Source organism: Nitrosomonas nitrosa, assembly GCF_003051105.1.
In the GTDB taxonomy this organism is placed as follows: domain Bacteria; phylum Pseudomonadota; class Gammaproteobacteria; order Burkholderiales; family Nitrosomonadaceae; genus Nitrosomonas; species Nitrosomonas nitrosa.
Window position 1 is genome coordinate 1 of sequence record NZ_QAOO01000036.1, and the last position, 20,499, is coordinate 20,499.

Sequence of the window (20,499 nt, forward strand, 5' to 3'; positions counted from 1 at the left end):
ACAGACTTTTCCATATACAAAAGACTTGAATTTTTGAACACGATTGAGGATAGTCTTGATGTGCATCCTGTTCCTTTCCTTCTGGTTGATGGTTGTTCACAACACCTCCATCTTCTCAGAAGAACAACAGGATGCACACCTTACCTCAAAAACCCCAAAAAACTAGCGTCTTTGTTACATATTCGTTATAGCATTACCCATAAATTTTCCTGAAGAGCCTTGTTTATATTACAGGAATGGAAATGCTTGCCTTGTTTGCGTAGCGGGCGAATCAGATGGCGTTGAACTTTGCAGGAGGAGAAGGTCTCATTTACTTCGAAGACCTTTTTCAAGTGGTTGGCTTTAGTAGTCACTGGCAAAGCTGGGAACTAATGGCGCTAGTGATACTGATATTATTGTTGATCCCGTACTAAAGGGGTCAGCACAAATGGAGTCAGGTACAGAATGCATAATTCTTATTATGGCAAATATTAAACCAAATTCTTCATCGGCACTGGAACAGATGTCCGTTTCGTCCGGCTCGGTGATTAGATGCCTGAATATAAACGCCATTGAACGGGTGGCGTATGTTCTCCTGACAAGTTGCCGTTAAATGTGTAAGTGATGAGAGGATAATGATTCTCCATCAGACAATAGCCATGGGCACAGCCAGTCATCATCAATAACACAACCGTTTCAAGGGTTACTGAGAACCTTAGCTGGTCGTCAACGTCATTATAAATCAGTAATTGCTGATTTTGCGAACAAGCAAATCCCCTGAGCGTGGCACAATGCTATACGATTCTTGATCTCATTTGATTTACAGGAGAGTAGTCATGAACTCAAACCACCAAAAACAGGCGATATTATATCGCATGGTGATGGAAGATCATGTTTGCCCTTATGGTCTCAAGGCAAAAGATTTGCTGGAGCGTAAGGGCTTTAATGTTGAAGACCATCATCTTAAGACACGCGAAGATACCGATGCTTTTCAGGAAAAACACGGTGTCGATACAACACCCCAAACCTGGATCAATGGCAAACGCATTGGTGGGTACGATGAGCTGCGTGAATACTTCGGCGAAGGGGTAAAAGACGGTGATGGAGCCAGCTATAAACCGGTAATCGCCATATTTGCCGTTTCCTTTTTGATGGCACTCGCTATGAGTTGGGAAGTTTACGAGACATTTTTGACCGTCCGTACTTTTGAATGGTTTATTTCCATTGCCATGTGCTTGCTTGCAGTTGAGAAATTGCAGGATGTCGAAAGTTTCTCGACCATGTTTCTCAATTATGATCTGCTGGCCAGGAAGTGGGTGCGTTACGGTTATCTTTATCCTTTCGGCGAAGCGCTGGCAGGTATACTGATGATCTCGGGTGCACTTGTTTGGTTGTCTTCACCTATAGCACTGTTTATAGGCACAGTGGGGGCAATTTCGGTACTAAAGGCCGTTTATATCGACAAGCGTGAACTGAAATGTGCCTGCGTTGGTGGCAATAGCAATGTACCGCTCGGTTTCGTTTCTTTGACCGAAAATTTGATGATGATAGGGATGGGAGTTTGGATGTTGATCAAATGAACGATTTAAACACATAGGTAATCCATAATATGGGTGATGGTGGCTGTCTCCACACCAGCAAGCTAGTGTAACGTCCTCAACGTTTCTTAAGCTTTGCTAACTTTAGCCAAGATTGCCTCTGGAGAGGCGGTCCATTGGTTTGGCTTAGGGTTGGCATTGCGATGTTCTAGGTACTGCTGGGTTGCTGCCTTTAGTTCATCAACACTGCGAAATACACCCCGACGAATCTGCTCTTCGGGAATATCCCGGAAGAAATGCTCGACCAAATTTATCCAGGAAGCTGACGTGGGAGTGAATTGAAGGTAAAAGCATGGATGTTTGGCCAACCAATCTTTGACGTTCGGATGCTTATGGGTGGCGTAGTTGTCGACAATCAAATGCACGTCCAAGGTCTTGTCTGTTTGTGTATCGAGCTTCTTCAGAAACTTGAGGAATTCGTCGTTACGATGGTTTGGCAGACATTCACCGATAACAGTTCCCTCGTGGACATTGAGAGCAGCAAACAAGGTGGTTGTGTCGTGGTACTTGTCATCATGAGTCATGGTGCCCGCCTTTCCTGTCCAGATTATCGCATCACACATCTCAACAACCTGCACCTGCCTATTTTAATTGATACGTGAGCAGCGCACGAACATTGATAAGTGGATCGTTCTGACTAGAGGTTGCTGGAGGGCGTATCACCCCTAGCGGACTATAAAACATTCCAACGCTCAGCTTGATCTTATTGGTCAAGGGATAAATAACACCGGCGCTAGCTGAAAACGTCCAGGTTTCAGCCTGGATACGGTTACGATTGAGGACTCCAAAAGTCTGAGCGTTGACACGAACTTGTGTATCAAGAAAATTGCCGGCTATGGCAATATAAGGAGTTAATCCTCTTAATTGTTCGATACGATAGGCACCGCTGAGTTCGATCCCTGCATAGCGCTGCCTGGCTTTATCCGCTGATTTCTGCTCGCAACCAAACAAATTTTCTGCTGAACCGGGGGGGAATTCGACAACATCGCCGGAACAGGTGAATGCACCTTCTACATGACCAACCTGTCCATACAATCGCAAGCCGATAATCCATCGATCACGTTCGTACAAAGGGCGTTCCAGTGCGAATGCGAGCAGGTTGGGTTTGACCCCGAAAATTCGGATAGGCGGCACATAGGAGAGGGTCAAGGCAAATCGCCCGGGAAGTCCGAAGGTGAAACGCGGTCGACCAAAAATGGGTGCTTTGTTCAGGTCTTCTTCTTTAACACCATTGAAACCAACCTGCCGTTGTGCACGACTGAGTTGAGGAACCCAATCTAGTTCGGCCCCTAGCTCGATTGAGCCAACCGCTCTACTGTGCGGCACGCTGAGTCCGGAGAGGAGTGTGACCGAGGTGAAATAATTCATCGCCCATGCTTCGGGGCGATCGGAATCAAGAAACTCAGTGTCACTTATGACGATCTGTGCCAATACTTGATTGCATGCTAAGGTAAATAGGATTGGAATGAGGCAAATAAGACAACGACAATGACTTAACCAGAGATAGAAGGTTATCGAGGAAGAATTCATGAGCTAAGGCTCCGTGGCAAATATATACTTGTAATGCACTTTTCTTTTAGGTAGTTTGCAATCATATGGAAGTCTAGTCTACTCCAGGAGGTGGGATGACATGGTAAAAACAGCCATGTACAGCACTTTTGCAATATTCTGCTTGTCCTCTACGCTGTGCTTTGCCGCCGTATCTGATTTTGGTTCCAATGGCCTCAAAGATCTGGATGGCCAACAAATACAACGACTAGTTAACGGCGAGATTGTCTTTAGTTTTACCAAATTGACGAAACAAGAACATTCAGGGTTGATCGAAGCAGCCGTTATCTTTAATCAGCCGCCTGAACAGACCTGGAATCTGCTTCACCGTGCTGAAGATCAAGTCAAATACCTCAAGGAGATCAAGGAAGCCAAAGTCATCTCCAGGAATTTTCTGCGTGACACAATTGAGTTCAAAGCCAAATTCGCCTTCATGACATTTATCTGCCGCGTGAACCTTACCTTTGATAAAGAAGGCCTTAATTTCTGTTGGCGTCTAGATACAAAACACGATGGTGACTGTTTGGAACTGAGCGGTTTCTGGCGTTTCTATCCCTATGGTCAAGGCAAAACATTGGCACGCTACGGCTTTGCAGTTTCCTTGAAATATATTCCGATTTTTGTTGAAGATATGTTTAAGAAAAGCATGATCGCTCGTTCGCTGGCTAGCGTGAAAAAGTATGTCGATTCCGCAGGCAAGGAAACCTTGTCCGATTGGGTAGCTACAGACTAAACCATCTCTAACTAAAGTATGAGCTTACGCGACCTATTGCAAATGACTTAAGTCATCTAATTCTACCAAGTCGAATAATGTGAGCTAAAACGTTAAAACTAAAAACAACGGTTAAAGATCATTAGAACTTACCCGCTTGTAGCTGAGCCTTTTGTACTGGGTATATTTTCTGCAGCGCCGTTAAAACAGCAACAAACAGGAGGAACAAGGGTGAAATTTATGAATAATTCTAACAGCTTAGTCTGTATTGCCGTGACCTCTACCAAAATAACACTCATTTCCGGCATGTTGCTTCTAACAGGCTGCATTGCACTTGAGCCCAGATTGAGTGCGCCAATAGATCCTATGGCGATGTCCTGCCGAGCACTATATCAAGAAATCGATGCTGCGGTTGACAATATCGGTATACGCGATCTTGGTTCATCGCGGATTCAGGAGTTTCCATACCTCCGCACGACACGCCTCCTGGCTTCATTCAGTCACGAATTAAATGATGAATCACCGCAGTGGTCAGCTTGGATTGGCCACATGGCTGATCTTGACGCTCAGGCACGAGCAATAGAGTTGCGCAATCTTCCTTCCTCAACGATAGAAGGACGAAAAGAAGCCTTGCTGGATGAACTCAACACTTGTCGCGATCGATTGATAAAGATCGATCTCGCAAAACCAGAGCAGCGTGCTCGATTGCGCGATATGGCCTATGTTCCGGATGATTATGTTACTTGGTGGCGAGTGGTCGGTCTTTATCCACTCACTGCGCCATTTATTGCAGTCGGAATATCTGCATGGCATAAAAGAACACATGATGTCTTCGCCACGCCGCTGGCATCATTGCCGGTTACAGGCAAAGTGGTGCGTTGGCATCCGGAATCTACTATCTCAGCGACTAATGCCTCATTATCTGATAAATCCCTCGATGCTCGGCAGATCGGTGAAATTCTTCACCATTCGCGCGATCCGCTAGGTATTCCGTTACCCACGGCTGCTGAACTGAATCAGTTGTTTAACAAGTTTGCTCCGATATGGGAAATAGATGTGGTGGATGAAAATGATCGTATTGGCAGGATACGCTGGGAAAACGGGCCAGTAGTAGACATTGCACGTCCGACACTTTATCGCAAGATTTCGCATACCCGTTTTGCCAATCAGGTGTTGCTCCAGCTTAATTACATTGTCTGGTTCCCAGCGCGACCAGGCAGGGACATTTTTGCCGGTAAACTTGATGGCATCAACTGGCGGGTAACTTTAGGGCCTGATGGCGAACCCTGGCTTTACGATACTATTCATAATTGCGGTTGCTACCATAAATTCTTCCTAAGCCATCGGCTACGCTTGCGCAAGGATCTTCCTTCTTTCTATTTTGAATCGCCACTGCTACCACAAGCAGCACCTGATCAACAACCACTGGTGCTGCGTATTGCTCACCGTACTCATTTTATCCAACGAATTTACTATGATAGTAGCGCACTGAATGGCTCACCTTATGCAATGCAGGCAAGCCAACCGATGATATGGGAAGATTATGATGCCCTACGCTCTCTTCCTTACTCAGGAGGATATCGCAGCCTGTTCGGCACGTATGGGCTGATTCCCGGAACAGAGCGAGCTGAACGTTTTCTTCTCTGGCCAATGGGTGTCCGTTCGCCAGGTGCAATGCGCCAATGGGGACGCCATCCAACTGCTTTTATTGGTCGCCGTCATTTTGACGATGCTTTTCTTATCGATACGTTATTTGAAAGGGCACAATAAAATATGCAGAAATGCTTATTTTGCCAGTAATCTGCTTGCCAGTCATATTGTAGGCAAAGTTATCAAGCCTGAAGCCTGAACATTCAGAAATGATTCTTAGCTAAAGTAATAGATGGTTTGAGTAATGAAGATATTTGTAAGGATTTCATATTGACTCCGACTAAGGTGTGGGTATTGATGCATCGCCCCCGTTTATTTTTGAGTAATTACCAAAGAGGGAGTGTAGCCAAATGTCACAAGCATTATCAGAATCAACTCAATTACCATCTGATCTGGCTTCAGCTATTTTATTTGAAATTGAACAAACTTTCAGAGGACAGGTTCCCAACCTTTTCCAGGCTTATGCTAAATATCCGCCGTTGCTGGAAGCGAGCTGGAATAAATTCAAGGCAATTATGCTTGCTGGCAAATTGCGGCGCGAGGTTAAAGAAGTAATGGCGTTGCTGATTTCTCACGATAATGAGTGTAAATATTGTGGGCTGCGCATACAGCAGTTTTACATGAGATGAGATTTAATGAGGAAAAAATTGCTGGTATGCTGCAAAATGTATTGTCGCCAGTTTTTACCGAAAAAGAAATGGCCTTGATCAAATTTGCACGCAAAGCTAATAATGACTGGCATAAAATTAGCGAGACCGACATCAAAGAATTGTTCGATCTAGGTATTGACGAGTCTGAACTGCTGGAAGCATTCGGCGTCATGGAGATGTTTATTGCTTTTAATCGATTCGCTGATGTGATGGGCATTGAGATTGATTTCTAGTTTATGCTTTATCAACTAATGGCAAGTATGCTCTATTGGCGCACCTCACCAACTTTGTATCAATTAGCTGAGAGCATGAAAAAATTCTTGTGCGGAATAGCGCTCTGTTCACCGTTTTTGTCATGGGCGGGGGGAGAGCGTGTCGATATCGCCCGCTTTTCTAACAGCGACTTAAACGGCTGGCAGTCGAAAGTGTTTGCAGGTGAAACGCATTATGCGCTGGAAAACAATAATGGAAAAATCGTTTTGCGTGCTGACAGTCATGCAGCTGCCTCGGGGCTTTATCGCGAGATAAAAGTCGATCTTGACAAGACACCTATACTTAACTGGACATGGAAGGTTGACAGCATCTTGGCAGGTAACAATGAGCGCAGCCGTCCAGGCGATGATTATCCGGCTAGAATCTATGTGGTCTTTTCTGGTGGCTTGGCATTTTGGCGGACACGCGCCATCAATTACGTTTGGTCGAACACGCAGCCAGTCGGAAGTAGCTGGCCAAACGCTTTTACGGGGAATGCCCAGATGATCGCGGTAGAATCAGGCTCAGAAAGGGTCGGCCAATGGGTGAGAATACAGCGCGACGTGCGTGCTGATTATCGGCGTCTATTTGGTGGGGAGCCGGGGCGTGTAGATGCTGTGGCAATCATGACCGATACGGATAATACCGGTGCTGTAGCCACTGCTTGGTATGGAGATATGTGGTTTTCTGAGCAATGATTTATCAGAAGTCATGGATGAGATTACGCTAGTTCTGGTATGCAAACGGCCTGTGATGGGTGTTGGCAAGCAACGACTGGTTGCGCATTTTGGGATGGAAAAAACACAAAAGATTGCGCAGGCACTTTTAAACTGTGCGCTGGAAGATGCTGTAAGCTGGGATGGGCCAGTGGTCATCGCGCCCGCATCGTATAAGGATCATGACTGGGCAGCTTCTCTATTACCCCTCTCAAAGAAAGTAAAGATACAGCCACAAACCAGCGGTAACCTCGGGCAGCGCCTCAATGAACTTGATCGCACACTGAGACAGGATGGATTGAAAAAACTGATTTTCATCGGGAGTGATGCGCCTTCGTTGACAGAGTCAGATTATGAGGCATGCCGTCATGCCCTGCAGCGTCATGATACCGTTCTCATACCGGCATCCGATGGTGGTGTTGCATTGATGGCAAGCCGATATCCTTGGCCCGAATTGGCCGAACTTCCTTGGAGCACCGATCGTTTGGGCGTAGCGTTAGCAGATTGCTGCCGCAGGGCAGGGTGGTCGGTAGCGTTGCTGGAACAGCGCTCTGACGTGGATGAGATGGCAGATTGCCTGAGATTGGTGGCGCTGTTGCGAAATGATGAGCGGTCTGCTCGGCAGCAGCTTTATACCTTGGTATGTGAGTTTATCGACAAAACGGAAATTGAAGCATGTTGAATTTGAGCGTTATCATTCCTTGCTATCACGACGATGAGAAGCTGGCGAGATTACTAGGACAATTACAAAAAATGCTGTATCCGCCGCTGGAAATCATCGTAGTCGATGGTGGAAGAAGTCAAACTTGCCTTGAGATATGTACTCAATATGGCGCACAATGGTTGGGAAGTGAGCCCTGTCGAGGGCGGCAGCTGCTGGAGGGGGCTGAAAAGGCGCAAGGGGATGCATTCTGGTTCTTGCACGCCGATCTTCGTTTACCTGCCGATCCATTAACGATTATAGCCAAGGTGCTGACCCAAGGCGCAGTGGGAGGCTATTTTCGTTTCCAATTTGACGAGCCGCGTGCTTGGCCAGCATCGATATTGGAATTGGCTATTGCGTTGCGCAGCCGTTTCGGTGTGCCCTACGGCGATCAGGGCATATTTGTTAAACGGGATACCTATTTCGCGGCAGGGGGGCATGCCCCCTGGCCATTGTTTGAAGAAGCACCTTTGGTAAAAGGGTTGCGTAGTTTGGGACATTTTCAGCCGTTACTGGAGCCGATATGGGTTGACCCACGCCGCTGGCAACATGAGGGGTGGTGGCGGCGTACCTGGCATAATCGTAAATTGGCAATTCGTTTTGCGTGCGGCACGTCGCCTGATAAATTAGCACAGCATTATCGCGCTCGTCGTCCGTGACAACTTTTAGGATAGGAGGAATCCATGCAAGAAATCGTTCAGAAATACTATGGCGAAACCCTAACAGATTCATCTGATTTGCAAACTAACGCCTGTTGTACGGACACCAATTTACCTGAGTATGCGAAACCTCTGTTAGCAAAAGTGCATGATGAGGTACTGCGTCGTTATTATGGCTGTGGTCTGGTGTTACCCCAGTTGCTGGATGGTCTGACGGTGCTTGATCTCGGGTGTGGTGCAGGGCGGGATGTCTATGTGCTGTCCCAATTGGTTGGGGAGCAAGGCCAAGTCATTGGTGTGGATATGACTGAGGAACAATTGACTGTGGCACGCCGTCATGAAGAGTTTCATCGCCGGGCATTTGGTTACGCCAATAGTAATGTGCAATTCTTGCATGGCGACATCGAGCGATTGCATGAGCTTGAGTTGGCCGATGCGAGTGTCGATGTGATCGTGTCCAATTGCGTGATCAATCTTGCCCCCGATAAAGCGGCGGTGCTACGTGAAGCTTGGCGGGTGTTAAAGCCTGGCGGTGAACTCTATTTTTCGGATGTGTATAGTGACCGACGTATCCCAGCCGTATTGGCGCGTGATCCGGTACTTTATGGTGAATGCTTGGGGGGGGCATTATACTGGAATGATTTTTTGCAGCTTGCCCGTCGTTGTGGTTTTGTCGATCCCCGGCTGGTCGAGGATCGTCCCGTGACATTAGGTAATGCCCAGCTCGCTGAACGCACCGGTAATATCCGTTTTTATTCGGCAACCTATCGATTGTTTAAGCTGGACAATCTAGAATTAGCTTGTGAAGACCATGGCCAGTCGGTCGTGTATCGTGGCACGATTCCGCATCACCCCCATCTCTTTATCCTCGATAAGCATCATGCAATCGAAACAGGACGGCAGTTCCCAGTTTGTGGTAATACGTTGCGTATGTTGCATGACACGCGCTTTAGGGAATATTTCGATTTTTTCGGCAACTTTGATCGCCATTTTGGCATATTCCCGGGTTGTGGAATGGGGTTGCCATTCGATGGCGCGGTTACGAACGGTAGCGGCAAGGCTGGCGGTGGATGCTGCTAACAAATGGACATCAAGGCTATTCCTCATGCGACAGAGCCAGTGGAACGATTCGAGCGATCTAAGCAATGGTATCGCACACCAGAAGGAGAGCCCCGCGGTTTTATCCAATCTCATGAACTAGAAGAAGTCTGGTTTCATACCGGTACCGCTTGCAATCTGGCGTGTCCATTTTGCTTGGAGGGCTCGAAACCGGGCGACAACCGACTGCAATTAATCCGTTTTTCTGATGTAAAACCCTTCATTGACGAAGCGGTGTCGCTCGGAGTGCAGCAGTTTTCCTTCACGGGTGGCGAGCCATTTGTCAACAAGGATATCGTCCGCATACTGGATACTGCATTAGAGCATCGCCCTTGCTTGGTGCTCACCAATGCTACGGAGCCGCTTAGTAAACGGCTTAAGCAATTAGAACCTCTCCTCGAACGACCTCATCCATTGCACTTTCGGGTGAGCCTCGATCATTTCGATGCAACCCGACATGACAAGGGCAGAGGGCAGGGAATGTTTGCACGTGCGTTGGAAGGAATGCGAAGTCTCTATAAAATGGGTTTTTCGCTTTCCATTGCTCATCAAGTCATTCCTGAGATGGATGCGGCTGAGGTGGCTATGCGCTTCGGTGATATCTTTCAAGCAGCCGATTTACCGGTTGATTTGCCGCGTATTGAATTTCCGGAATTTCATCCTCCCGCAGCTGACGTGTCCGTTCCGCAGATTACCACACAGTGTATGATCACCTATCAAACGGAAAAAAGTCGCAAACAGTTTATGTGCGCGTTTAGCAGGATGGTCGTTAAAATGAATGGCAGAATGCGAGTGTATGCCTGTACGCTGGTGGATGATGACCCCGATTACGCCCTGGCGGAGACGTTGGCGGACAGCTTGCAAGTGCCGGTCAGTATGAAGCATCATCGGTGTTACAGTTGTTTCCGCTTTGGAGCCTCATGTAGCGAACTGAAATAATGTAGATCGCCCAAGGAAAAGTATGAACAAACGCTGGTGGTTACTCGGATTCTTGTTGGTATTGATCGGATTGTTTTTTGCTTTCGATCTGGGGCGTTTCTTTAGCCTAGATGCACTTAAGACAAGCCAGCATGAGTTTGTTCAGTTTTATCGTGCGCAGCCTATTCAAGTGATCGGCCTTTATGCGGTGACTTATATCGTCATGGCAGCGCTTTCTTTACCAGGCGCTGCTGTCATGTCGTTGGCGGGCGGGGCGGTATTTGGCTTTTGGATCGGTGTCCCTGTAGTGCTAATCTCAGCCACGCTAGGTGCCACACTTGCTTTTTGGGCGGCACGCTACCTGTTTCGTGATGCGGTAGAACGTCGTTTTGGCGATCGTCTCGAAGTCATTAACCGAAATTTAGAACGCGACGGCGCCTTTTATCTGTTTTCGTTGCGCCTGGTGCCAGCCTTTCCTTTCTTTCTAATCAATCTGCTGATGGGGCTAACGTCGATTCGAGTCGGCACTTTTTTCTGGGTGAGCTTGATCGGAATGCTGGCCGGATCGGCGGTCTATGTCAATGCGGGTACTCAGCTTGCTGCGATTGCCAGTCTCTCCGATATTTTATCACCTGCATTGATCGGGTCTTTTTTGTTGCTAGCCCTTTTTCCGTGGCTGGCGCGATGGATAATCAACATCATCAAGCGGCGGCGGCTGTATGCACGCTGGCCCAAGCCAGCTCATTTCGATCGTAATCTGGTAGTGATTGGTGCAGGGGCGGCGGGTCTGGTGACTTCCTATATCGCTGCCGCCACTCGCGCCAAAGTGACGCTGATCGAAAGTCATAAAATGGGAGGGGATTGTTTGAATTATGGTTGCGTGCCTTCGAAGGCACTGATACGCACCGCCAATTTTATCAAGCAAGCAGAGCATGCTCAGTCATTGGGGATAGAGCAAGTAGAGGCCCGTTATGCCTTCGGCGACGTAATGGCGCGAGTGCATCGCATTATTCGTACCATCGAGCCGCATGATTCTGTGGAGCGCTATACTCAACTGGGTGTGGAGGTGATACAAGGCGAAGCGCGTATTATTTCACCTTGGGCCGTGATGGTGAATGAGCAAACTTTGACTACGCGTGCCATCGTCATCGCTACCGGTGCGCGACCCTTTATTCCACCTATTCCGGGATTGGAAGATGTGAACTATTACACTTCAGAGACCATCTGGTCACTGACCCAACGGCCTGAACGGCTGGTGGTGCTGGGCGGCGGCCCAATCGGTTGCGAATTGGCGCAAGCCTTTGCCCGGCTTGGTTGCCAGGTCACGCAAGTCGAGCGCGATCGCTTGATGATGCGGGAAGATGAAGATGTTGTAACATTGGTTGAAACTGCTCTGCAAGCGGATGGTATACGACTATTGACGCAGACAGAGGCCCTGCGTTGTGAAAAGAAAAATAATGAACAACGATTGATCGTGCATGATCGAACGGGTAAAGAAGTAGCATTGCCCTTTGATGCCCTATTGTGCGCAGTCGGAAGGGTTGCACGCACGGAAGGACTGGGGTTGGAGGAACTGGGTATTCCATTGACGCCAAGGCGCACTATCGAGACGGATGGCGGATTGCAAACGATTTATCCCAATATCTACGCTTGTGGCGATGTGGTCGGACCTTATCAATTCACCCACGCGGCTTCTCATCAAGCCTGGTATGCATCAGTCAACGCCCTGTTTGGCCACATTAAGCGCTTTAAAGTCGATTATTCCGTAATGCCGTGGACAACCTTTACCGATCCGGAAGTAGCCCGCGTGGGTTTGTCCGAACAAGACGCCACAGCGCGTAAGATCGCCTATGAAGTGACGCGTTATGAGCTGAAAGAGCTCGATCGTGCCATTGCGGATGAGGCTGCACATGGCTTTATAAAGGTACTCACGGTACCGGGGAGGGACCGGGTGCTGGGTGTGACCATCGTGGCTGAACATGCCAGCAATCTATTGGCGGAATTTGTGCTCGCGATGAAGCATGGCCTGGGACTTAACAAGATTCTCGGTACGATCCACACCTATCCGACCTGGTCGGAAGCTAACAAATATGTTGCGGGAGAATGGAGGCGTCGGCATGTTTCATCCTATTTGCTAAATTGGGCAGAGCGTTATCATGCCCGCAGGAGGGAAGGCAAGTGATGCGCTGGATGAAATCGATCGGCGCAGCAACGATTATGCTGGTCCTGATGAGCTTAACTCTTTCTACCTTCGCCAGTTCACACAAACTGGTGTTGACTGGATCGAGCACTATCGCGCCGTTGGCGATTGAGCTGGGGCGCCGGTTTGAATCATTACATCCAGGTGTACGCGTGGATGTGCAAACAGGAGGGTCTTCGCGAGGTATCAACGATACACGCAAGGGTGTGGCCGATATCGGTATGGTATCAGGTGTCTTGAAATCAGCTGAGCAGGATTTGCAAGCTTTTGCAATCGCACTTGATGGCGTCGGAATCATTGTGCATGCCAGCAATCCCGTCACAACCCTGACGAACCGGCAGATTGTTGGTATCTTTACCGGGAGGATAACAAACTGGCAGGAAGTAGGTGGGCATGATGCGCGTATAACCTTAGTCAACAAGGCGGAGGGACGTTCTACTTTGGAATCGTTCCTAGCTTATTTTCAGCTGAAAAATAGTGAAATCAAATCGCACATCGTTATTGGCGACAATCAGCAGGGTATCAAAATCGTGTCCGGCAATCCGCATGCAATCGGCTACGTCTCCATTGGCGCCGCAGCCTATGACGCGCAACGTGGCGTGCCTATCAAGCTACTGACGATGGATGGGGTGGCCGCAACAGTTGCCAATGTGCGCAACGGAACTTATCCCTTATCCCGTCCGCTTAACCTGGTCACCCGGTTGCCACCAACCGGTCTGGTCAAACAATTCATCGATTTTGCTCGCTCGAAGCAGACACATGATCTGGTGGAAGCACAGTATTTCGTTCCTGTCAGCGTCGATTGATCGTTGGTTCAGTGCAGCGCTGCGTATCGGTGCACTGCTGGCAGCACTGATAATGCTATTTATCCTACTGTTCTTATTACTCGAATCCTGGCCGGTATTGCGGCATATCGCACTGATGCGATTTTTTACCGATGAAGCCTGGCATCCGCTGGAAGATCAATACAATCTGCTTCCGATGGTGACAGGCACTCTATACGCGAGTAGCGGCGCACTTCTACTGGCCATTCCTCTGGGGATTGCCTCCGCGCTGTTCATGATTTTCTATGCGACTCCCCGCACGGCGGTGCTTTATCGACGGCTGATCGAATTGCTGGCTGGTATTCCTTCAGTCGTATTTGGTTTCTGGGGGCTGACCACACTGGTGCCATTGATCAACCAATGGCACCCGCCTGGTGCGAGTTTGCTGGCGTCGATTCTGATTTTGACATTGATGATTCTGCCGACTCTGGCATTGACGAGTTATGCCGCACTCGTGGCGGTGCCCAAGGACTATTTGCAGGCTGCTGTGGCGTTAGGTTTGTCGCGTTGGGGCATGATTTATGGGGTGGCGTTACCTGCGGCACGTAAAGGCATTGTGGCAGGCATACTGCTCGCTGCTGGCCGTGCGATAGGGGAGACCATGGCGGTGCTGATGGTGGCGGGCAACGTGGTGCAGCATGCTGACAGCCTGTTTGCACCGATTCGTACCCTGACTGCCAATATAGCACTAGAAATGGCTTACGCAATGGGTGATCATCGAGCAGTGCTGTTTGTTTCAGGCTTACTGCTGCTATTGTTAGTCATTGCATTGACGATCATCGCGGCATGGTTTGGTAAGACGCACCATGTCTAAACTGTTCGTGAACAAAGATAAAATGAGTTATTTGCTGCGTGATCTGACTATTCAGGTGCTGATTTACTCCGCGATAGTATGTGTGAGCGGAGTTTTTTTGTGGATTTTGTTCGATTTGATCCGCGGGGGCAGCGCGCTCCTTTCATGGCAATTTTTGACCGATGTACCGCGCGATGCTGGCCGTGCTGGTGGTATCAGCTCTATTCTGGCTTCCACCTTGTTGGTGTTATTGATCGCACTGCTGGCCGCACTGCCGATAAGCTGGGCAACCGCAATATTGCTCACCGAATTTATTTCTGCGGAAAGCCCCTTTGGTCGGTGGGTGCGTTATAGTTTACAGGTGTTGGCGTGCGTGCCTTCCATCATCTTTGGGTTGTTTGGCTATGCGTTTTTTAGTCTTTACCTGGGTTTGGGATTTTCCATTTTATCCGGAGGATTGACTCTTGCGTGCATGTTGCTGCCCATTCTTGTGAGCACGGCGGAAGCTGGGTTGCGTGCAGTGCCGGAGAGTTACCGCTTGTCTGCGGTTGCCTTGGGCATGTCACGCGCAGCGACCTTGTTCCATGTGCTGCTGCCAGTCGCTGCGCCCGCCTGGGCAGCGGGATTGTTGCTGGGAATCGGGCGAGCTGCAGCAGAAACGGCGGCTTTGATGTTTACCAGCGGCTATGTCGATCGCATGCCCGAATCATTACTCGATTCTGGACGCGTGCTGGCGCTGCATATTTTTGATCTATCGATGAATGTGCCTGGCGGCGATGCGCCAGCCTTTGCTTCCGCACTGGTATTGATTTTATTGCTGCTCGTGATTAACCTGGTTGCGATGCGATTCACCTATCTATGGCAGCGTAAGAAGCTGAACGCAGAATGAAATCGATATGACCATGGAAACTCACGAAATCAAGCACTCAACACAATCTGTTTGTGAGCAACCGAGTACTTACACGCTCGGTCCGTTGCAAGCAGGGCCCTATTGCTGCATTCCTCATCCCGTCATTCAGGTCAAGGCGTTGTCGTTGTTTTATGGTGGCAAATGTGCGCTCGATACGGTTACATTGGATATTTATCGCGGCTGCATTACGGTATTGATCGGCCCTTCTGGTTGCGGAAAAACAAGCTTTTTATCTGCGCTCAACCGCTTGACCGATTTGGTTCCTTCTTGCCGAGTAGACGGTACGGTGCATGTCGAGGGTGAAAATATTTTTGGGGCCCATTGTAATCTGCAGCAATTGCGCAAACGTATCGGCATGGTATTCCAAAAACCAACGCCTTTTCCACTGTCTATACAACGCAACATCGCGCTGCCGTTGCGTGAGCATGGCGTCACGCGGCAAGCTGATATCCAGGCTATCACCGAGCAGGTTTTACGTGACGTTGGTCTGTGGGATGAAGTGTGCGATCGACTGGATGCCCCTGCTTTGAGCCTGTCGGGCGGTCAGCAGCAGAGACTTTGCATCGCCCGCGCCCTGGCACTCAATCCACAGATTTTGTTGATGGATGAACCTTGTAGCGCGCTGGACCCAATCGCCTCTGGCGTGGTGGAAGAACTGATCAACCGACTGAGTGGGCGTTACACTATCGTAATCGTCACGCACAATTTGGCACAGGCGCGGCGTATCGCTAATTACGCCGCATTTTTCTGGGTTAAGGAACGTGAGCGCATCGGCCATCTGGTCGAGTTTGGCCGTTGCCAGCATATCTTCGAAACCCCTTCTGACCCCCTCACGGCGGCTTACGTAAGTGGTGCGACGGGATAAGGGCAGGTCCTGCCAAAAAGGATGAGTAGGTTTACCGGGGTCATGACCAAATTCTTGGAAAATGGCAATGTATCAGGCAAGCGCTAATTTAATGTTCTGCGAAAAGATCAATCCGCGATAACAAGATCGCCTAAGCCTTGCTCCCTGCGCAGCTTGTTTAATGGGTTGCCGTTTACAGCTATTGATTTGTATGGGATGTAACATCATAGCGCATTGCTAACCGCGGAACTGTTTCATTACAACGTGCCGTCGTTAGTGCCCGCTTTGCTAAGAGTTTACGCTATTAATGTATGCGCTTTTTATTCACCGTCATTAAATTCCTTTTTTAATCTTGTCAGAGCTAAACAACCTATCAATTACTAGGTTTGTTGTTGTCATGAAACGAAGAAAGAACAATATTAAGAACTATTATCATTTATAAATCAATAACTTATATTTGATATTAATATTGATTACCCGTTATAATATGTGCAACTGAATGAGTTATGAGGCAAGTCTGAGAGCAGTGCCGATATCAATAAAAGGAGTCAACAATGAAAGGCGATAAAACAACGTTGGAGCTTCTGAACAAAGTGTTGAAGAATGAACTTACTGCTATCAATCAGTTTTTCCTTCATGCCCGAATATACAAGAACTGGGGCCTTGAGAGTTTGAATGAACACATTTATAAAGCTTCTATCAAGGCAATGAAACAGGCTGACCACCTGATCGAAAGAATTCTTTTTTTGGAAGGACTGCCTAATCTGCAGGATCTGGGAAAACTGCTGATAGGTGTGGATGTTCTGGAAATGCTCAAAGGGGATCTGGAATTAATTACGGTTATCCGAGCTCAGCTGCAAGAGGCAGTTGGACATTGCGAGGCTGTGCACGATTATGTCAGTCGTGAATTGCTCGAAGAAATAATGGAGCATACCGAAGAGCATCTCGACTGGCTGGAAACCCAATTAGCGCTGGTTGAGAAAGTAGGGATTCAGAATTATCTGCAATCCCATATGTAATATAAGGAGAATATCTTATGAAAGGCAACACAAAAATCATCGACATCCTGAACAAACTCCTTGCCGGTGAGCTGACTTCCATGGATCAGTATTTTACGCATTCACGCATGTATGACGATTGGGGGTTCAGTAAACTTTATGAGCGTATTGATCATGAAATGGATGATGAGAAAGAGCATGCTGATCGCCTTATCAAACGAATTCTGCTCCTGGAAGGCGTGCCTGCTGTGGGTAACCGCAGCCCACTTAAAATCGGTAAGGATGTGCCAGAAATGCTGAAAAACGATCTGGAGCTGGAACGCTCCGTCATTGTTGCATTGCGTGAAGCCATCGCTGTTTGTGAGCAGGAGAAGGATTACCAGACACGGGAAATTCTTGAAGTTATGCTGGCGGATACAGAAGAGGACCACGCACATTGGCTCGAACAACAACTGGGTCTGATAGAAAAAGTCGGATTACAGAACTACTTACAATCACAAATGTGATAGTCGATCTGGTGGAGTTTTATCGATTTGCTGCACAATGTGCTTTGCTGAATGATGTCCTCCAGGAAATGAGCCTAGGAGGAGGCTGTTCGTGAATAGACTGATCTGCTGCGGACGAGCTTGGTTGGCCGGATTTTCCGATCCATTACGTTAAAGAGAACGACTATGCGCCTCAAATGATCGAAGAATCCAACTCAATCAGACTCACCTTCGCTGCGATCGCTATTCACGGACAGCTTCCTAGCTGAACAGTGAGACTCAACGCATATAAGGTGGGACAGGATCGCCAAAGAATTCGCGCATTAAAAAATTTTCGAGCCCTTCGCTATCTCCTGGTCGTGCTGACAGGACGACCACACGATTAAGGCGATCTGATTCCCAGTTAAAATCTTCCTGGTGATACTGGCGAATGAGTTGGATCATCCTGCGGATGATTGCGCGTTTAATGTCGCCATCTGGTCCGGCTTCGACTTCAATCAGTTCTCGCCTCGGATTGCTGCTGCCGGTTGTCCAGGCACGAAAAGAAAACTGTGCATAACGTGGGCCAATTCTGATAATTTGAAAAATACCACTTGTGCCAGGCATTTGTAAGTTGCGTTTTACTTTCGCCATCCTGATCTCTTCCGCTGAGGGCTGTGGCTCAGGGTTACTATTTTTGTTGTTTTCAACTCTATCAAAAATGCTTGTCGGCCGGTTTTGTTGCGCTCTTCTCTGATTGATATACTCCGATAAATCGGCCGGTGCGGCGGCATCTTCTTTTTGTGGAATAGAAGTTCTGGTTTCTTCCCTCGGTGGTGTAATTTTTGCCATTTCAGTCGGTTTTTGTTTAGCGACCGGTCGCTGGGGTGGCGCGAGGGGGCGGGGGCGCGGAAGAGGCGGCATCACGCGTTCCGGTGCTATTTCTGCTTGCTTAACTTCTTTCTGGGGTTGCGTCTCAACCTCTTTGGGTGGTGGAGCGGGTTTTTGTGGTTGTGCCAGTTCCGGAAGTTCCAGGAATTCTGCTTCAATTGCGTCTGGAATATCGATGCTGATTTTAATTTCGGGCTCGGTCAGGTAAAAACCAGATATCCAGATCATGATCAGCCACAGCAATGCAGCCAACGGCAGCGGCCACCAAAGACGAATCTCCCTTGATCTGGAATTGTTCATCGTAACGAATTTTGTCAAGTTGTGGATGCGTATGGAAATTATTTATGCCGAACCGCAATCAGGAAATGCTGCACACCAGCATTCCGCGCCCGGAGCATCGCTTGAACTACAATGCCCTGTGATGCTTCGTTATCCGCTGATATGATCAATTTTTGCTTTGCGTCATGCAATAGTGGTTTGAGTGTGGTAGCTAAGGTATCGAGCGTAACAGGCTCTTTATTGATAAAAATTTCATTGTTCTTGGTCAGCGTTAAAGTTATCGGTTTTTCAGCGCTGAGTTTTTCGGCTTGGCCTTCGGGTAAGTTGACTTGCAGAGAATCCAAATTTTGCATGGATAACGAAGCTAGCATAAATGTCGCGAGCAGAAAGAACATCACGTCAATCATGGGAATAATCTGGATATAACCTTTTCGGGGTGCTCTGGATTTACGCAGCTTCATGGGTGTCTTCCTTTTGATCGAGCCGGATATGATCGATTAAGCGTGTGCCGAGGCGTTCCATTTCATCCATGGTTTGCGATTGTAGGCGTGAGAAGTAATTGAATCCAAACAACGCAACCAGTGCGATAATGAGCCCAATAACGGTTGCAATGAGTGCTTCGGCAACACCACCTGTCACCGCGGTGGGGTTAACGATACCTTCACTGCCAATGACTTGAAAGGCGCGCATCATGCCGACAACGGTCCCTACGAGTCCCAATAGCGGTGCGGCGGTCACGATTGTTTCCAGCGCCCAGAGGCGACGGGCCAATGAATTTTCGATTAGCTGAGCTTCATCCGCTGCCCGTGATTCAGTCCACCAAAAGGGTTGGTGCCGATTGGAAATTACCACTTCAAAGAAACGCTTGTAATAATGGCGTTTATCCAGCCCTGACAAGATTTTTTCCAAATCTTCCCACTTGAAGCCATAGGTTTCAATCAGATTCAGTAAATCATTTGAGAGCCGGGCGAAGCGCCAGTAAACAAATGCTTTCTCGAGCATTATCGCCAGTGCGATGATACCTAGCAAAGATAAAGGCAGAATAATGATTCCGCCTAATTTCAACATGATCCAGGCTTGATTAAGGTATTCCATTCATAAACTCCAGATTGGGTATGATTTTGTTATAACGTGTGATTCTAACTAGTCGTTGTCTTGAATTTAAGCCACTGAAAATGAATAGTTAGAAAACTGCTCAAAAAATGAATGTGTGCCGCGCAAATACTTCTTGGTAGAGTTCTCGAAGGCAATTTTGACCATTATCCATTTTAAGCTAGAAGCTGAAAGGTCAATCAGAAATCTATTACTGCGACGAGATCATACTGCGTTGCTGCTACTTTGAATAAGCACTTTAGCCTGTTTAATGTTATTGAGCCACGCCCATAATTGTATGGAACGAATAAGTCGTGGCGTGACCTGTCAGTATTCGAATTCATCAAGCGTTTTTATGTGCTCAATTAGCAACCAACCCCCCTCCAAGTACTTCCTATTTTCTCCAATAGGAAGTGTGCAATTCTATTGTTTCCTATTTATATACAATATGATTCAAATTTTTGTGCTAGTTTTTTGAGCAGAAAGTCTTAATATACGCTCCATAGAAGTATCAAAACAAAAGCTGGATAAACTAATCCCTAGTTTTATTAGGGATATATAAGAAATTACCTAGCTTAAATCTTTTAATGCATCAAACTTGATTCGAATGTTTTATCAACACCAAATGGTTTTGGTCTAGTGGCAGCAGGGGAAACTGTCAACCTGAAAGAACGTATCGTTAGTAAGGTTATTTGCTTTGATACCTTTTTCAATTTTTTAC

22 protein-coding genes are annotated in these 20,499 nt (G+C 47.8%); 17 read left to right on the forward strand and 5 right to left on the reverse strand.

All coding sequences use genetic code 11. The features are described 5' to 3' along the window. Positions 1 to 815 precede the first annotated feature (815 nt). Positions 816 to 1,559, forward strand: coding sequence for a MauE/DoxX family redox-associated membrane protein (locus tag C8R30_RS14045; RefSeq protein WP_090672168.1), 744 nt, complete (start codon positions 816 to 818; stop codon positions 1,557 to 1,559). An 86-nt stretch (positions 1,560 to 1,645) separates the two neighbouring features. Here the strand turns inward: C8R30_RS14045 and C8R30_RS14050 are convergent, their stop codons facing one another. Both C8R30_RS14050 and C8R30_RS14055 read right to left on the reverse strand, forming a co-directional pair. Further along, on the reverse strand, positions 1,646 to 2,140 hold the full coding sequence (locus C8R30_RS14050) for an IS630 family transposase (protein ID WP_258192058.1): 495 nt from the start codon (positions 2,138 to 2,140) through the stop codon (positions 1,646 to 1,648). Between the two features lie 19 nt (positions 2,141 to 2,159). Next, positions 2,160 to 3,008 carry a hypothetical protein gene (locus C8R30_RS14055; protein WP_090672165.1) on the reverse strand — a complete coding sequence of 283 codons (849 nt, stop codon included), beginning with the start codon at positions 3,006 to 3,008 and terminating at the stop codon, positions 2,160 to 2,162. Between the two features lie 199 nt (positions 3,009 to 3,207). On the opposite strand from C8R30_RS14055, the gene C8R30_RS14060 reads away from it, so the two are divergent. The 16 genes from C8R30_RS14060 (at position 3,208) to bfr (C8R30_RS14135) (ending at position 17,558) form a co-directional block, all read left to right on the forward strand. Then, on the forward strand, positions 3,208 to 3,858 hold the full coding sequence (locus C8R30_RS14060; protein WP_090672162.1) for an SRPBCC family protein: 651 nt from the start codon (positions 3,208 to 3,210) through the stop codon (positions 3,856 to 3,858). Between the two features lie 219 nt (positions 3,859 to 4,077). Further along, complete coding sequence (locus C8R30_RS14065) at positions 4,078 to 5,607, forward strand: hypothetical protein (RefSeq protein WP_090672159.1); 1,530 nt, start codon at positions 4,078 to 4,080, stop codon at positions 5,605 to 5,607. Between the two features lie 230 nt (positions 5,608 to 5,837). Beyond that, positions 5,838 to 6,116 carry a carboxymuconolactone decarboxylase family protein gene (locus C8R30_RS14070; protein WP_090672157.1) on the forward strand — a complete coding sequence of 93 codons (279 nt, stop codon included), beginning with the start codon at positions 5,838 to 5,840 and terminating at the stop codon, positions 6,114 to 6,116. Continuing rightward, entirely contained in the window at positions 6,113 to 6,370 is a 258-nt protein-coding gene (locus tag C8R30_RS14075) for a carboxymuconolactone decarboxylase family protein (protein WP_107790412.1), read from the forward strand. The genes C8R30_RS14070 and C8R30_RS14075 overlap by 4 nt, the downstream gene beginning before the upstream one ends. A gap of 75 nt (positions 6,371 to 6,445) precedes the next feature. Further along, positions 6,446 to 7,087: a DUF3047 domain-containing protein gene (locus C8R30_RS14080; RefSeq protein WP_090672179.1), complete on the forward strand. Its 642-nt coding sequence runs from the start codon at positions 6,446 to 6,448 to the stop codon at positions 7,085 to 7,087. Positions 7,088 to 7,100: 13 nt separating this feature from the next. Beyond that, positions 7,101 to 7,787 carry a TIGR04282 family arsenosugar biosynthesis glycosyltransferase gene (locus tag C8R30_RS14085; protein WP_090672150.1) on the forward strand — a complete coding sequence of 229 codons (687 nt, stop codon included), beginning with the start codon at positions 7,101 to 7,103 and terminating at the stop codon, positions 7,785 to 7,787. Continuing rightward, a complete protein-coding gene (locus C8R30_RS14090; RefSeq protein ID WP_090672147.1) occupies positions 7,781 to 8,467 on the forward strand; it encodes a TIGR04283 family arsenosugar biosynthesis glycosyltransferase in 687 nt (228 codons plus the stop codon). The genes C8R30_RS14085 and C8R30_RS14090 overlap by 7 nt, the downstream gene beginning before the upstream one ends. A 24-nt stretch (positions 8,468 to 8,491) precedes the next feature. Continuing rightward, complete coding sequence (locus C8R30_RS14095) at positions 8,492 to 9,547, forward strand: methyltransferase domain-containing protein (RefSeq protein ID WP_090672144.1); 1,056 nt, start codon at positions 8,492 to 8,494, stop codon at positions 9,545 to 9,547. A gap of 3 nt (positions 9,548 to 9,550) precedes the next feature. Beyond that, positions 9,551 to 10,504 carry a radical SAM protein gene (locus C8R30_RS14100; protein ID WP_090672141.1) on the forward strand — a complete coding sequence of 318 codons (954 nt, stop codon included), beginning with the start codon at positions 9,551 to 9,553 and terminating at the stop codon, positions 10,502 to 10,504. 22 nt (positions 10,505 to 10,526) lie between these two features. After that, positions 10,527 to 12,665: an FAD-dependent oxidoreductase gene (locus C8R30_RS14105; RefSeq protein ID WP_090672139.1), complete on the forward strand. Its 2,139-nt coding sequence runs from the start codon at positions 10,527 to 10,529 to the stop codon at positions 12,663 to 12,665. Beyond that, entirely contained in the window at positions 12,665 to 13,489 is an 825-nt protein-coding gene (locus C8R30_RS14110; RefSeq protein WP_218143490.1) for a phosphate ABC transporter substrate-binding protein, read from the forward strand. The genes C8R30_RS14105 and C8R30_RS14110 overlap by 1 nt, the downstream gene beginning before the upstream one ends. Beyond that, on the forward strand, positions 13,443 to 14,321 hold the full coding sequence (gene pstC, locus C8R30_RS14115; RefSeq protein WP_090672137.1) for a phosphate ABC transporter permease subunit PstC: 879 nt from the start codon (positions 13,443 to 13,445) through the stop codon (positions 14,319 to 14,321). Before C8R30_RS14110 ends, pstC begins: the two co-directional genes overlap by 47 nt. Further along, complete coding sequence (gene pstA / locus C8R30_RS14120) at positions 14,314 to 15,189, forward strand: phosphate ABC transporter permease PstA (RefSeq protein WP_244888096.1); 876 nt, start codon at positions 14,314 to 14,316, stop codon at positions 15,187 to 15,189. The genes pstC and pstA overlap by 8 nt, the downstream gene beginning before the upstream one ends. A gap of 7 nt (positions 15,190 to 15,196) precedes the next feature. Next, the gene (locus C8R30_RS14125; protein WP_258192059.1) at positions 15,197 to 16,075 is read left to right on the forward strand and encodes a phosphate ABC transporter ATP-binding protein; all 879 of its coding nucleotides are present in this window, start codon (positions 15,197 to 15,199) and stop codon (positions 16,073 to 16,075) included. A gap of 533 nt (positions 16,076 to 16,608) precedes the next feature. Beyond that, positions 16,609 to 17,073 carry a bacterioferritin gene (gene bfr / locus C8R30_RS14130; RefSeq protein WP_090672133.1) on the forward strand — a complete coding sequence of 155 codons (465 nt, stop codon included), beginning with the start codon at positions 16,609 to 16,611 and terminating at the stop codon, positions 17,071 to 17,073. Between the two features lie 17 nt (positions 17,074 to 17,090). Further along, on the forward strand, positions 17,091 to 17,558 hold the full coding sequence (gene bfr, locus C8R30_RS14135) for a bacterioferritin (protein WP_090672130.1): 468 nt from the start codon (positions 17,091 to 17,093) through the stop codon (positions 17,556 to 17,558). A gap of 258 nt (positions 17,559 to 17,816) precedes the next feature. Here bfr (C8R30_RS14135) and C8R30_RS14140 read toward each other — a convergent pair whose 3' ends face one another. Genes C8R30_RS14140 through C8R30_RS14150 form a run of 3 tightly spaced genes read right to left on the reverse strand, consistent with a single transcriptional unit; the run spans position 17,817 to position 19,781 of the window. Beyond that, positions 17,817 to 18,707 carry a hypothetical protein gene (locus C8R30_RS14140; protein WP_090672127.1) on the reverse strand — a complete coding sequence of 297 codons (891 nt, stop codon included), beginning with the start codon at positions 18,705 to 18,707 and terminating at the stop codon, positions 17,817 to 17,819. A gap of 38 nt (positions 18,708 to 18,745) precedes the next feature. Next, positions 18,746 to 19,147 carry an ExbD/TolR family protein gene (locus tag C8R30_RS14145; protein ID WP_090672124.1) on the reverse strand — a complete coding sequence of 134 codons (402 nt, stop codon included), beginning with the start codon at positions 19,145 to 19,147 and terminating at the stop codon, positions 18,746 to 18,748. Next, positions 19,134 to 19,781, reverse strand: a complete 648-nt coding sequence (locus C8R30_RS14150; protein WP_090672122.1) for a MotA/TolQ/ExbB proton channel family protein — start codon at positions 19,779 to 19,781, stop codon at positions 19,134 to 19,136. The genes C8R30_RS14145 and C8R30_RS14150 overlap by 14 nt, the downstream gene beginning before the upstream one ends. Positions 19,782 to 20,499: the final 718 nt, after the last annotated feature.